Genomic DNA, 14335 nt, shown 5'->3' with positions numbered 1-14335 from the left:
TTTAACCCGTTATCGGACCTCCCCGGATCAAACCAGGGTCGATCAGCTTCCCCCACAAGGAGAGAAGGCAACGCGACCGGTGCCGCCAATCTCTCATCATGGCAATTCGCAAGAATAGATGCGCCAGGCTCCGCCCTCTCCCTTTGCGGGAGAAGGTGCCTGAACGAAGTGAAGGCGGATAAGGGAGCTGCTGCGAAGTGCGAAAGCTCAGATAGACGAATCCGTCCAGCGCACGATGTCCTGCGCCGCCTGGCCGAAGGCGTTGTCGAGCGCGGCCACATAAGCCTGGTTGCCGCCGCCAGAAACTGGCGCGCTGGCCGTGAAGGTGCGCGAGGCGCGGACCTCGCCGTTGCGGTCGTTCAAAAGCCGCACGAAGAGTTCGACCTGCGCCTGTTCGCCCCTGTCGGCGCGAATTTCGAACGAGCGGACTTCCGTGATGACCTGATAGTCGATCGCCAACCCTTCACCGGGCTTGCCGACACCGGCAAAGCTGCCCGAGCGCTGGAACGTCTCCGCCAGTCTGGCCTGCACGATCAGCGGCAGGCGATCGGCCCATTGCGCGCCCTTGAGATACTGGATGGCGCGGTTGCCGGTCTTGATGACGATGTTCTGGCCGTCGAGCGCTTTGAGCGCGCTGGGCTCGGCAATCAGGATCTGACGCCGGCTATGGCTGCGGACCTCGACAAACGGAGCGGAAAGCTCAAAGGTGTCGAGCGGAGCCGGGCCGCCGCCGGGCAAGGCCGCACATCCGGCTATGCCAAGAGCAAGCAACGCAACGCCCGACCTGAATATAATCGACTTCACGCGTTAATCCCACCGTACATGGGCCTTCCGGCCGGGCCATCACCGTCCCTCAACGGTCTTTTCTTGCTTTCGATGGCGGGCAAAGTCAACGCCGCGCCCTTCCGTCATACTGCCGAACCTCGCCGTCGCCCCCCGACAGGATACGCTGCGGGTTGCGCTGCAGGTCGGTGATCGCCTCTTCGATGCGATTGATCGACCGGCGGCCATCCTGGACGAGCGCATCGACATTCTGCAGGCCCTGACCGGAGAACTTGGCGATGTTGTCGGTGATGGTGCCGAGCCGTGCGTTCAGTGTGTCGGCCGCCTGCTTGAACGACTTCAACGTCGCGCGGGCGTCCGCCATGACGCCATTGGTCTCGTCCGATCCGAGCAGCTTGTCCACCTTCACAAGGATGCCGTCGACACGGACCGACGCGTTGTTGAGGCGTTCGGCAAGCTGCTGGGCGTCATGGATGGTCTGATCGATGTCGTCGGCGCGGTCGCTGAACTTGTCGGTGATCTTGGCGATATCCTGCGTGGCCTTGTTGGCGTTCGCGCTGGCCTGCTGGATGTTGGTGAGCGCCTTGCGGACATCCTCGGCATTGACGCCATCGAGAACGCCATCGACCTTGGCCAGCGTTCCTTGCGTCTTCTGGGCGAAGTCGTTGATCGATCCCACAGCCGTGTTGACGCCCTGGATGATCTGGTCAAACTGGTCGCTCGACTTTTTCAGGCCCCGGGTGAACACCTCGACATTGGCGACGATCTGCTTGACCTGATCCTTGTCGACCGCGTTGAGCAGGCCTTCCGCAGCCTTGAGGGTTCCGTCGAGCTTGCCGGATACGCCCTGCAATTCGACCGAAAGCGCGCTGACGCTGGCGAGGAACTTGTCGATGCCATCGGCATTGCGAGCCAGCGCATCCGAGAATGTCTGCGCATTCTGCACGGTCTGCGTGAGCGGGCCGCGCACGTCCTTGGTGAAGCCTTCCAGTTCCGAAATCACCTTGTCGGCACGGGTGAAGATGTCCTGCGCGGTTTGAAGCAGGTTGGTGACCGCTGACGGATTGGCGACGATCTCGGCCACCTTGCCTTCAGCCTCCGCCTGATCCAGCAGTTTGGGCTCGTTACGATCGGCGCCCTTCAGCTCGACGTTGGCCTGACCTGTCAGGCCGGCCAGACCGATATCAGCCTGCGTCGACCGGGTGATCGGGGTCGACCGGTCCACTTCGGTCTCGGCGATGGCCGCGTTGGGATTGTTCACGTCGATATAGACACGGCGCACATCGCCGACCTTGACGCCGTTGAAGAGCACGAAGCTGCCACGGCTCAGGCCGGAGGCGGACCCGGGAATACGAACGCGCAGGATCGCCGTCTCGCCCTTGTCGCCGATCGCCGCCGTCCAGTAGACAAACGCGAAGGCCGCCAGGATCGCGGCCAGCGTGAAGATGCCGACAATGACATAGTTGGCTCTGGTTTCCATGCGCTCTCTTCTCTAGGTCCTACGCCCGCGCCGCAAGATCAAGCTGCCGCGCGCGTTTCCCGCGGAAATAGGATTTGACCCACGGCTCCTCGCTCTTAAGCATATCCTCGATCGTGCCTTCGACCAGGACACGCTTCTGGCCCAGCACGGCCACACGATCGCAAGCCGTAAAGAGCGAATCGAGATCGTGGGTGACCATGTAGACGGTCAGGTCCATCGTGTCGCGCAGCTTCACCACCAGTTCGTCGAAGTCGGCGGCGCCTATGGGATCGAGACCCGAAGTCGGCTCGTCAAGGAATACGATATCCGGATCGAGCGCCAGGGCCCGCGCCAGCGCCGCGCGCTTGATCATGCCGCCGGACAGTTCCGACGGGAATTTCTGCGCCGCGTCCTGCGGCAGACCGACAAGCTCGATCTTGAGCATCGCCAACTCGTCCATGAGCTTTTTCGGCAGGTCAAGATATTCCCGCATCGGCACCTGCACGTTTTCCATGACCGTGAGCGCGGAAAACAGCGCGCCATGCTGGAACAGCACGCCAAGACGCATGTCGATGCGAAGGCGCTCGCGCTCGCTCGCCTGATCGACATCGATGCCGAAGAGCTTGATGGTTCCTGCCTGCTTCTTGTTGAGGCCGAGGATTGTGCGCAGCAATACCGACTTGCCGGCTCCCGACGCGCCGACGAAACCCAGAATTTCGCCGCGTCTTATGTCCAGCGACAGCTTGTCGAGAATGAGCTTGTCGCCGAACGCGACGGTGATGTCGCGCGCCGACAGAACCAGATCGTCCTGACCCGGCGCTGCCTCGGTTACGTCCGCTGATTGGGTCGCTGCTGTCATGTCAGAAATCGATCGCGGCGTAGAAAATGGCGAACAAGCCGTCGAGGATGATGACGACAAAGATCGACTTCACCACCGACGCGGTGACGTGCTGGCCAAGCGATTCCGCGCTGCCGCCCACTTTCATGCCCTCCACCGAAGCAATCGTGCCGATGATCATGGCCATGAATGGGGCCTTTATCAGGCCCGAGAAAATGCTGCTGAGGTCGATGGCGACGCGAAGCCGTTCGATGAATGCCGCCGGCGGAATGTCGGAATAGAGCCATGCGGCCACCATACCTCCACCGAGCGAAGCGAAATTGGCCATTATCGTCAGGCATGGCAATGCGATCACCAGCGCCACAAGGCGCGGAAAGACAAGCACGCCGATGGGATTGAGGCCGATGACCTTGAGGGCATCGACTTCCTCACGCATCTTCATGGAGCCAATCTCGGCGGTGATGGCGCTGCCCGAGCGCCCGGCGATCATGATGGCGGTCAAGAGCACGCCGAGTTCCCTGAGCACCAGCACGCCCACCAGGTCGACGACGAAGATATCGGCGCCGAAATAGCGCAACTGATAGGCGCCCTGCTGGGCAACGATGGCGCCGACGATGGCCGACATCAACAGCACCACCGGTATGGCGCCGACGCCCATCCGGTCGATCTGGTTGAAAATGGCGGCCGGATTCACGGCATGGCCGCGGCCGAGCTTCATCTGCGCCCCACGTATGGTGGCGCCAAGAATGTTCATGGAGGCGAAAAAATCGTCCTTCATGTCGTAGACACGCCGACCGATGGCTTCCAGCATGCGCAGGACGATATTCGGCCGCTGCGGCGGCGGAACCTCGCCATCGCGCCGTGCCGCGTCGCCCACAGCCTGGAGCAGTATGGACGCGATCTCGTTGTGGCCCTGAAGCTGGACCTCCACGCCCTTCTTCTCATTGGCGCTGATCAGGCGGTCGATGAGCCAGGCGCCAGCGGTATCGAGCTTTTCTATCTTCGAAAGATCGAGCGCCAGCGTCTTGAATCCGCTTTTGTTTTCGATCTCGCGCATGGCACTGTCGACCATCGCGACGGTGCGCGTGGTCCAGATGCCTGAAAAGGCGCAGCCAAGCACGCCATCTTCCTCGCCGACGGCGATCTGAGGCTGGTGCTCGGAGTCGGGGCCGGCGGGGCCCTTATCGCGTTTGCCGAGGGTCAACATGCGCCCTGTTTATCCCGGCAAGGCCTGCCTGTCGATTTGACTGCAAGGCCGCAAGGCCTTGTTCGGCAAGAAATATACGTGGCGTGTCATTTCGGTCGATGACGGCGGGAGACTTGTGGCGTGGGCTGAAATCAAGCTGCCGGGCGATATCGGCCGGCAACCACAATCATCAGCAACCCCGCCAGCGCCACCGGGATCATGGCGAAGAACCCGCCGCTGCCGAACCTTTCGTACAGTGGTCCAGAGACCAGCGTCACGACGGCCATGCAGAAACCGTTGGCGAAATAGGCGATGCCTTGCGCCGCCCCGGTGCGTTCATCCGAGACGGATTCGGCGATCATGTTCTGGACGCCGATGATGACCAGCGCCGTGGAGAAGGCATGCAGCGCCTGTACGGCAAAAAGGCCGGAGAGCCCGAGGCCGAGAGGCCAGACCAGTGGGTAGAGTATCCAGCGGATAACGGCCCCCGCTGCCGCCAGGATCATAACGGAAACGACCGGCAGACGCCCGAAGAGGGAATTGAAGACGGTGAACATCACCACTTCGCACACGACGCCGAAGGCCCAGAGAACGCCGATGACGAAATCGTCCAGGCCGAGCGATTTCAGATAGATGGACAGGAAACCGTACATGAAGCCATGGCTGCCGATGATGATGCCGGTGCCGGCGGCGAAGAAAAGGAAATAGGGCGTGGCGAGCTTCGGCCCCGACTGCTGGATATCCACCACGGATAAAGGCGAAGACACGCGCGGCCTGCCCAGACGTGGGGCGAACAAACCTGTCAGCAAGGCAACGCAGAAGGCGGCGAAGACGATTGCCGGCACAATTTCAACGCCCATGCCGGCCAGGACGACGCCGCCCAGGAGATTTGCCGCGAGAAACGAGATCGAGCCCCAGATCCGCATTGCCGTGTAGTTGGCGCCGAAACGCCGGACCCCGGAAAGCGCGATCGAGTCGGCCAGCGGGGAATGCGGTGTCCATACCACCGTCAGCGCCAGGGAAACGGTCAGCACGATGGCGTAGGTGGGCGTCAGAAAATATCCGGCAGAAAGCACAACGGAAGCCAACACCAATGCGATATAGACATCGGCCCGGTCGCGCGCCTTGTCGGCCAGCGCGGTGAAAAGAGGCGTGGTGAGAACCCGCAGGAAGATCGGTCCGGACAGGATCATCGCGATGTCTTCCGGGCCGAAATTGTTGGCTTCCAGCCACAGCGGGAAATATGGCAGGTAGATGCCGGCCGGCACGAGCAGGGTGAAGAACATCGCCGCCATGCGCAATTCGAAATAGCGCGGCTTGACCTTCTGTTCTGGCGACAGCGGCGGCAAGGACATGCGAACACGGTCCGGAAGGCGAATCGGTCCTGTCCGACTGCGCCTACGCGCCATTAACACGCTGAAAAACGAGGTGAAACCGGCTGGCCCAATGAATTACCTGGCCGCTTCGTCAGGCCGCGTGAGCCGGTTCCTTCTTTGCACGACCCTGCGTGACGGGCATGGATGTGAACGGCAAGGCGAAGACCGGCACCATCGGTTCCTCCGGCGTTTCAGCAGGCGCGGGCAGGACATGAGCCCAGTGCAGCAATTCCATGCGCCCGTCGAAATGCTCGACCACCGCCGTACAGCTTTCCACCCAGTCTCCGGTGTTGATGTATTCCACGTCGCCAAAGGCGTCGATGACGGCGTGGTGGATGTGGCCGCAGATCACGCCGTCGACCTCTGAGCGGCGGGCTTCCTCGGCAAGCACCGCCTGGAAGGAACCGATGAAATTCACGGCCTTTTTCACCCTGGTCTTGGCCCAGGAAGAAAAAGACCAATAGGGCATGCCGAACAGGCGGCGCATACGACCGACGACCCGGTTGATGAACATGGCCGCGTCATAGGCATAGTCGCCGAAATAGGCGAGCCAGCGCACATTGTGGACCACCGTATCGAACTGGTCGCCATGGATGACGAGAAAGCGCCTGCCATCGGCGGTTTCGTGGATCGCCCTGTCGGCAACGACGATGCCGCCGAAATGGGTGCCCTGGAAATCACGGGCGAATTCGTCGTGGTTGCCAGCGATATAGGTGATGCTTGCACCCTTGCGGGCTTTGCGCAGCAGCTTCTGGACAACATCATTGTGGCTCTGCGGCCAGTGCCAGGAGCGGCGCAGCCGCCAGCCGTCGACGATATCGCCGACAAGGTAGATGATATCGGCGTCATGGTGGCGCAGGAAATCGATCAGGAATTCCGCCTTGGCCGCCTTCGAGCCGAGATGGATATCGGACAGGAATATGCTGCGGAACGTGCGGGGTTGGGCACTGGGCATCGCGACCTCACCTTTCGCGATGCGTATGCCCCGATTCATGCAACAAACATATGACGGTTGCGGCTTGCCCCGAAGCAAGGCTAGCCTCCCCGCAAACAGGAAAGGATTTCAAAGTGGATTTGGGAATACGCGGCAAGAAGGCGATCATATGCGCATCGAGCAAGGGACTGGGCCGCGGCTGCGCCACAGCGCTCGCCGAAGCCGGTTGCGATCTGATCGTCAATGGCCGCGATGCGGATGTGCTCGCCCGGACCGCTGAAGACCTGAGGCGTCGGCATGGCGTTGCCGTGACCGAGGTTGCAGGTGATGTCTCGATGCCCGACGTCCAGATGGCCCTGCTCGCCGCCTGCCCCGACCCGGACATCCTGGTCAACAACAATGGCGGACCGCCCTTTCGCGATTTCCGCGAACTGGACCGCGAAAAAATCCTTCAAGGCGTCACCCAGAACATGGTGACGCCGATCGAGCTGATCAAAGCGGTGATCGACGGCATGGCCGAGCGCGGCTTCGGCCGCATCGTCAACATCACTTCGCTCTCGGTCTATATGCCGCTTGCGGGGCTGGATCTGTCTTCGGGAGCACGCGCGGGCCTCACCTCGTTCCTGGCGGGCGTGGCGCGCACGGTGATCGACCGCAACGTCACCATCAACAACATGCTACCGGGCAAGCTCGACACCGATCGGCTGCGCGGTCCGCATGAACCCGGTTCGGTCGAATCGCCGGACGCCGCGGCGGCGCGAAAGGCGCGCATCAGCGCCGAAATCCCGGCCAAAAGGCTCGGAACGCCGGAGGAATTCGGTCAGATCTGCGCGTTTCTTTGCTCCATCCATGTCGGTTATCTGACGGGGCAGAATATCCCGGTCGACGGCGGACTTTACGTCAGTGCTTTCTAGACTGAGAGACGCAGCGGGCCGCGCCGATCCGGGTCGATTCCGGGCTGCCGTACATTTGATGGCCGGGACCGGCTTTTCGGCGTAAGAGAACCAAAAAAGAGATTCCACGGGGCCGAGCATGGACGCCGAGAACAAAAAAGCTGCGCGATCCGACCTCGACGAGGCGGCGCTATTCTTTCACAAATTCCCGACACCGGGAAAACTCGAGATCCAGGCGACCAAGCCGCTGGGCAACCAGCGCGACCTGGCGTTGGCCTATTCTCCCGGCGTCGCAGCACCCTGCCTGGAAATCCGCGACGATCCGGCGACCGCCGCCGATTATACCGGCCGCGCCAATCTGGTGGCGGTGGTCTCCAACGGCTCCGCTGTGCTCGGCCTCGGCAATATCGGCCCGCTGGCCTCCAAGCCGGTGATGGAAGGCAAGGCGGTCCTTTTCAAGAAATTCGCCGGCATCGACGTTTTCGACATCGAGATCGACGCGCCGGGAATCGACCGCATGGTGGAAACCGTCTCAGCGCTTGAACCGACCTTTGGCGGCATCAATCTGGAGGACATCAAGGCCCCGGAGTGCTTCGAGGTCGAGGAACGGCTGAAGGCGCGCATGGGCATTCCGGTCTTCCACGACGACCAGCATGGCACGGCCATCATCGTGGCGGCGGCGGTGCTGAACGGGTTGGAGTTGGCGGGTAAAAAGATAGAGGACGTCAAGATCGTCACGTCCGGCGCGGGGGCGGCGGCGCTAGCTTGCCTAAACCTTCTGGTGTCGCTCGGCGCACGTATCGAGAATATCTGGGTCACCGACCGTTTCGGCGTCGCCTACAAGGGCCGCACAGAGGAAATGGATCGCTGGAAGGACCCATACGTCAAGGATACCCCTGCCCGCGTGCTGGCCGATGTCATTTCCGGCGCCGATGTTTTCCTCGGCTTGTCGGCGGCGGGCGTGCTGAAACCTGAATTGCTGGCCGAGATGGCGCCGAAGCCGCTCATCCTGGCGCTTGCCAATCCCAACCCCGAAATCATGCCGGAAATGGCGCGCGCCGCCCGGCCGGACGCGATGATCTGTACCGGTCGTTCCGATTTTCCCAATCAGGTCAACAACGTACTGTGTTTTCCTTACATCTTCCGCGGTGCGCTGGATTGTGGCGCCAGCGCCATCAACGAGGAAATGAAGATGGCCGCGGTGCGCGCCATCGCGGCGCTTGCGCGCGAGGAGCCTTCCGACGTGGCGGCGCGCGCCTATTCAGGCGAAACGCCGATCTTCGGGCCGGATTTCCTGATTCCCTCGCCCTTCGACCCGCGCCTGATCCTGCGGATCGCACCGGCCGTGGCCAAGGCCGCCAACGACAGTGGCGTTGCGACACGGCCCATTGCCGACATGCCCGCCTATATCGACAAGCTGAACCGCTTCGTCTTCCGCTCCGGGCTGGTGATGAAGCCAGTGTTCTCGGCCGCCAAGACGTCGAACGCCAAGCGCGTCATCTATGCCGATGGCGAGGACGAGCGCGTGCTGCGCGCCGCGCAAGTGGTGCTCGAGGAAGGCATCGCCTCGCCGATCCTGATCGGCCGGCCGCATGTCATTGAGGTGCGCCTGAAGCGCTACGGGCTGCGCATCAAGCAGGGCGTCGACTTCGACCTCATCAATCCCGAGGACGATCCGCGCTACCGGCACTATGTCGATCTGCTGATCGAACGCGGCGGACGGCGCGGCGTCACCCCGGAAGCGGCCCGCACCATGGTTCGCACCGACAACACCGTGATCGCCGCCCTCGCGCTCCAGCGCGGCGACGCCGACGCGATGATCTGTGGGCTGGAGGGACGCTTTGCCCGGCACCTTCGAAACGTCACGCTCATCATCGGCGCACGCGCCGGCATCAAGGACCGCGACCTGTCGACGCTTTCCATGCTGATTTCCCAGCGCGGCGTCCTTTTCCTGACCGACACCTATGTGACGATCGATCCAACCGCCGAGGAGATCGCCGAGATGACCATCCTGGCGGCGGAGGAAATCCGGCGGTTCGGCATCGAGCCGAAAGCCGCCCTGCTGTCGCTTTCGGATTTCGGCTCACGCGATGCGCCAAGCGCGCAGAAGATGCGCAAGGCTGCCGAAATCCTGGCCCGCGTCGCGCCGGACCTCGAATGCGACGGCGAAATGCACGCTGATTCCGCCCTCTCTGAACATCTACGCCAGCGCGTGTTCCCGCATTCGCGGCTGAAGGGCGAAGCCAACCTGCTTGTGTTCCCGAGCCTGGATTCGGCCAACATCACGTTGACGGCGCTGCGCACCATGCTGGATGCGCTGCATGTCGGGCCGATCCTGCTGGGAACGGAAAAACCTGCCCATATCCTCACCCCCTCCGTTACATCGCGCGGCGTCGTCAACATGACGGCGCTGGCGGTGGTCGAGGCTTCCCAACAGGCGCAGGCCACGCTGAAGCTTCAGGATCGGATGGCTGAGACAGGTCCGGCAACAGGCTAAAGAAAAGGTTAACTCGCCGCAGGCTAGTGTCTTGCGAATCTGCCGGTGGGGCAAACCGATGAAGGGCAAAGGCTGGAGGCTGATATTGGTCGCCGTGCTGTTCGGCATGGCAGCCTCCTCCGCGGCTGTCGAAGCTGAGGCCGCCTCCCGCATATGCCGTCAACTGCAAGCCGAACTGGCCAGCCTGCCGCGTGGCGGTGGGAGCGCACGGCAGATCGGCAGATATGACGACGCCATCGACAGGCAGCGCGACCAGATCGCCAAGGCCCGGGATCGCGCGCGCAGCGCTGGATGCAATTTCTTCCTTTTCGGTGGCAGCGTCGCGCAATGCGCCTCTCTGAACGCGACGCTGGACCGCATGAACGGCAATCTCGATGCCCTGCAGCGCAAGCGCGAGCAGTTGGCGGGCGGCGGCGGCGGCCGGGCCGAACGCTACCGCATCCTATCCCGCCTGGATGCCCATGGCTGCAACCGGCCAGGCGTAGTGGAACGGACGGAAGCCAGGGCGGCAACTCGTGAATCGCTGCAGGAGACGCCGGAAGATCAGTTACGGCAGATCGAACAGATCGCCCCCGAGGACGAGCCTCGGCAAAGCGCGCACCTCATTATCAGTCCACCCGGGTTTAGCGGCTCGCCAGACGGCGAGTACCGCACCATGTGCGTGCGTACCTGCGATGGTTATTTTTACCCGATGTCCAATGCCGCCTCGCTTGGTGATTTCGAGCGCGACCAGAAGAACTGCGAGTCGAGCTGCCCGGGCACCGAGATGCAGGTGTTCTACCAGCGCGGGCTTGCCGAAGATTCGGCGAAAATGACCTCGTCCGCCAATGGCCGTCCCTACAGCGAATTGCCGACCGCCTATCTCTACAAGAAGCCCGGCGTGGCGCGGCCCGTCAGCTGCGGCTGCAACGCGGCGGGAACGTTCTCGATTATCGGAGGCGGCTCCGTCACGGCGGGCCAGCCGGTTTCGGAAAGCTCGTCGGTGATGACCATGCCAGCCATCGCGCCGGCGCCGTCCAAAGCCACCAGGGCCAGCGCCGTCGAAGAGCCGGGCGTCACGCCAGCCATTTCGCACACGCCGGATCCGGACCGCAAAGTCAGGGTCGTCGGGCCAACGTTCCTTCCCGTCCCACAAGCGGCAACAGATCCGCAAGCTCCGGCCCCGACTCCAGTCCAGTAAGCGCCAGCCGGAGCGGCATGAACAGCGCTTTGCCCTTGCGGCCAGTCGCTTCCCTTATCGCACCGGTCCATTGCTTCCAGATGGTCGCGCCCCACGGCTCGTCGGGCAGCAAATCGAACGCCTGCCGGAGGAAATCGCGGTCTTCCCTAGGGAATTTCGGCTTCTGGGCAGGGCCGTCATTGACGACGTTCCACCAGGCCACGGCGTCGCTCAACCGGTCGATGTTGCCGCGCACAGCATTCCAGAAAGGTTCGGCGCGTTCGCCTGAAATGCCGAGCACGAGGAGGCGGTCCTGCGCATCGGCAAAGGACATGTGATGCAACAACGTCCGGTTCAGCACCAGCAGTTCTTCGGGGTCGAACTTTGAAGAGGATTTCGACGTGGTGGCCGGGTCGAAATTCTCCGCAAGCTCGCTCAGGGAGGGCACGGCATGAACATTCTCGGACGTGCCGATCAGCACGGCGAGCGACGCCACCGCCATCGGCTCGATGCCGCCCGCGCGCAATCCTTCGATGGAGAGCGAGCCGCTGCGCTTGGAAAGCCCCTCGCCCGATGTGGTGGTGAGCAGATTGTGATGTCCAAATACCGGCGGCTCGGCTCCCAGCGCCTTGAACAGCGCGATCTGGACGCCGGTGTTGGTGACGTGGTCGTCGCCGCGAATGACATGGCTGATCCCCATGTCGATGTCGTCGACGACCGACGGCAGCGTGTAGAGGTAGGTGCCGTCCTCACGCATCAGGACCGGGTCCGACAGCGAGGCCAGATCGACCGTTTCGTCGCCGCGAACAAGGTCGTTCCAATGGACGTCCGTGCGTTCGGGTTCCTGCGGGTCGCTCCTGAAGTTTGGCAGCAGGAAGCGCCAGTGCGGCCGGCGGCCATCGGACTCGTATTCGTTGATCTGGGCGGCGGTCAGCGTCAGCGCCTCGCGGCCGTAGACGGGCGGCAGTCCGCGCGTGCGGCGCACCTTGCGCCGCAGGTCGAGTTCCTCCGGGGTTTCGTAGCAGGCATAGAGGACGCCGGCCGCCTTCAGCCGCTCGACGGCGGCGTCATAGATTTCGACACGCCTCGACTGATAGTCGGTCGCGTCGGGGAATATGCCCAGCCAGTGAAGATCGTAGAGGATGGAGTCGGCGAATTCCTGCGTCGACCGGGCGACGTCCGTATCGTCGAAGCGCTGGATGAAACGGCCCTTGTTCTTCTGCGCGAACAGCCAGTTGAAAAGCGCCGTGCGCGCATTGCCGATATGGATGCGGCCGGTCGGGGATGGGGCAAAGCGGACTGTGACTGTCATGGGCGCGGCGTAAAGGATGCTCTCGGCGTTGACAAGCGCGCCCCCGCGCACCGGTCGAGACATAGGGCATTGCCGCGTCCATGGGAAGCCGCCCATGTCCTCAGTCAAGGGCGGCTCGGTTCAGCCCCGGTCGCGGAACCGGTTGGTGATCGGATAGCGGCGGTCGCGGCCGAAATTCTTCCTGGTGATCTTGACGCCGGGGGCAGCCTGCCGACGCTTGTATTCGGCGACGTAGAGCAGATGCTCGATGCGCGTGACGGTGGCCCGCTCATGGCCGCGTGCGACGATCTCGTCGACGCCCATCTCGTTTTCGACCAGGCATTCGAGAATATCGTCCAGCACCGGATAGGGCGGCAGTGAGTCCTGATCCGTCTGGTTTTCGCGTAGCTCGGCCGACGGCGCCTTGTCGATGATGCTTGCCGGAATCACCTCGCCGGACGGACCGAGCGCGGTCGGCGGCACATGCGCGTTGCGCCAGCGCGATAGCCCGTAGACCTGCATCTTGTACAGATCCTTGATCGGGTTGAAGCCGCCATTCATGTCGCCATAGAGCGTCGCATAGCCGACCGACATTTCCGACTTGTTGCCGGTGGTGACGACCATCGAGCCGAACTTGTTGGAAATCGCCATCAGGATCGTGCCGCGCGCCCGGCTTTGCAGGTTTTCCTCGGTGATGCCTTCCTTGGTGCCCTCGAACAGCGGCTTCAAAGCCTTCGAAAAGCCGTCCACAGGTTCGAAGATCGGCACGATGTCATAGCGGCAGCCGAGCGCGCGGGCGCAGTCCTCGGCGTCCTTCAGCGAATCCTTCGAGGTATAGCGGTAGGGCATCATCACCGCGCGGAGCCGCTCCTCGCCCAGCGCATCGACGGCGAGCGCCGCGCAGATGGCCGAATCGATGCCGCCTGAGAGGCCAAGGACCACATTCTTGAAGCCGTTCTTGTTGACGTAGTCGCGCAGGCCGAGCATGCAGGCGCGGTAGTCGGCCTCCTCGCGATCCGGGATGCGCGACATCGGCCCCGCGCTGCACACCCATCCCTCGCCCTCGCGGCTCCAGGTTGTGATCGCCAGTGTCTCCTCGAACTGGCTCATCTGGAACGCCAGCGACTTGTCGGCTGCGATCGCAAAGGATGCGCCGTCGAAGACGAGTTCATCCTGGCCGCCGAGTTGGTTGGCATAGATGATCGGCAGGCCCGATTCGATGACCTGCCTGATGACGACCTGATGGCGCACGTCGATCTTGGCGCGGTAGTAGGGCGAACCGTTCGGGACCAGCAAGAGTTCGGCGCCGCTTTCGGCCAGTGTCTCGCAGACGGCAAGATCTCCCCAGATGTCCTCGCAGATGGGGATGCCCAGTCTGACGCCACGGAAATTCACCGGCCCGGCAATCTCGGGACCAGCCTGGAAGACGCGCTTCTCGTCGAACTCGCCATAATTCGGCAGATCGACCTTGTAGCGCTCGGCAATAATTTTGCCGTTGTCTGCAACGATGACCGAATTGTGCGTGCCGCTGTCGCGTTTCAGCGGCGTCCCCATGATGAAACCCGGGCCGCCATCCGAGGTTTCCTCGGCGAAGTCGAGGACAGCCCGCTCGCACGCCTTGAGGAAGGCCGGCTTCAGCACAAGGTCTTCCGGCGGATAGCCAGCGATGAAGAGTTCCGTGAACAACACGATGTCGGCGCCCTGCCGTGCGGCATCCGCCCTCGCCTCGCGCGCCTTGGCGAGATTTCCGGCAATGTCGCCGACGGTCGGGTTCAACTGGGCGACGGCGATGCGAAGCGTATCGGGGGCGGTTTTTCTGCTCATGCCTGCGGATTTACCGTGGCCGCCCGCAACCGGCAACCGCAAACGCTTGGGCCATTGGAGAGTATGCCTCGGCTGCGCCAGCAATTTCACTTCCG

At 62.7% G+C, this 14335-nt stretch carries 11 protein-coding genes; 3 read left to right on the top strand and 8 right to left on the bottom strand.

The genetic code is table 11. From position 1 onward, the window contains the following. Positions 1–207: 207 nt before the first annotated feature. The 6 genes from ASD44_RS04565 to ASD44_RS04540 form a co-directional block, all read right to left on the bottom strand. Positions 208–804: an ABC-type transport auxiliary lipoprotein family protein gene (locus tag ASD44_RS04565; protein WP_056109320.1), complete on the bottom strand. Its 597-nt coding sequence runs from the start codon at positions 802–804 to the stop codon at positions 208–210. 85 nt (positions 805–889) lie between these two features. Next, on the bottom strand, positions 890–2263 hold the full coding sequence (locus tag ASD44_RS04560; RefSeq protein WP_056109318.1) for an MlaD family protein: 1374 nt from the start codon (positions 2261–2263) through the stop codon (positions 890–892). A gap of 19 nt (positions 2264–2282) precedes the next feature. Continuing rightward, positions 2283–3101, bottom strand: coding sequence for an ABC transporter ATP-binding protein (locus ASD44_RS04555; protein WP_056109316.1), 819 nt, complete (start codon positions 3099–3101; stop codon positions 2283–2285). Position 3102: 1 nt separating this feature from the next. Continuing rightward, positions 3103–4287 carry an ABC transporter permease gene (locus ASD44_RS04550; RefSeq protein WP_056109314.1) on the bottom strand — a complete coding sequence of 395 codons (1185 nt, stop codon included), beginning with the start codon at positions 4285–4287 and terminating at the stop codon, positions 3103–3105. A gap of 131 nt (positions 4288–4418) precedes the next feature. Continuing rightward, positions 4419–5621 (bottom strand): MFS transporter, encoded by a 1203-nt coding sequence (locus ASD44_RS04545; RefSeq protein WP_056109313.1) that lies wholly within the window; start codon positions 5619–5621, stop codon positions 4419–4421. Positions 5622–5733: 112 nt separating this feature from the next. Beyond that, positions 5734–6597, bottom strand: a complete 864-nt coding sequence (locus ASD44_RS04540; RefSeq protein ID WP_156459769.1) for a UDP-2,3-diacylglucosamine diphosphatase — start codon at positions 6595–6597, stop codon at positions 5734–5736. 113 nt (positions 6598–6710) lie between these two features. Here ASD44_RS04540 and ASD44_RS04535 point away from each other — a divergent pair, with 113 nt between their 5' ends. From ASD44_RS04535 to ASD44_RS04525, 3 genes are all read left to right on the top strand, one after another. After that, on the top strand, positions 6711–7490 hold the full coding sequence (locus ASD44_RS04535; RefSeq protein ID WP_056109311.1) for an SDR family oxidoreductase: 780 nt from the start codon (positions 6711–6713) through the stop codon (positions 7488–7490). Positions 7491–7608: 118 nt separating this feature from the next. Next, the gene (locus ASD44_RS04530; RefSeq protein WP_056109308.1) at positions 7609–9966 is read left to right on the top strand and encodes an NADP-dependent malic enzyme; all 2358 of its coding nucleotides are present in this window, start codon (positions 7609–7611) and stop codon (positions 9964–9966) included. A gap of 58 nt (positions 9967–10024) precedes the next feature. Next, the gene (locus tag ASD44_RS04525) at positions 10025–11146 is read left to right on the top strand and encodes a DUF2865 domain-containing protein (protein WP_056109306.1); all 1122 of its coding nucleotides are present in this window, start codon (positions 10025–10027) and stop codon (positions 11144–11146) included. Here the strand turns inward: ASD44_RS04525 and gltX are convergent. Both gltX and ASD44_RS04515 read right to left on the bottom strand, forming a co-directional pair. After that, positions 11064–12437 (bottom strand): glutamate--tRNA ligase, encoded by a 1374-nt coding sequence (gltX, locus tag ASD44_RS04520; RefSeq protein ID WP_056115433.1) that lies wholly within the window; start codon positions 12435–12437, stop codon positions 11064–11066. The two genes, ASD44_RS04525 and gltX, sit on opposite strands and share 83 nt — an antisense overlap. Positions 12438–12557: 120 nt before the next feature. Beyond that, entirely contained in the window at positions 12558–14240 is a 1683-nt protein-coding gene (locus ASD44_RS04515) for an NAD+ synthase (protein ID WP_056109303.1), read from the bottom strand. Positions 14241–14335: the final 95 nt, after the last annotated feature.

It is taken from the genome of Mesorhizobium sp. Root554, from assembly GCF_001427025.1.
GTDB lineage: Bacteria > Pseudomonadota > Alphaproteobacteria > Rhizobiales > Rhizobiaceae > Mesorhizobium.
This window is presented reverse-complemented; position numbering and strand designations above follow the sequence as displayed.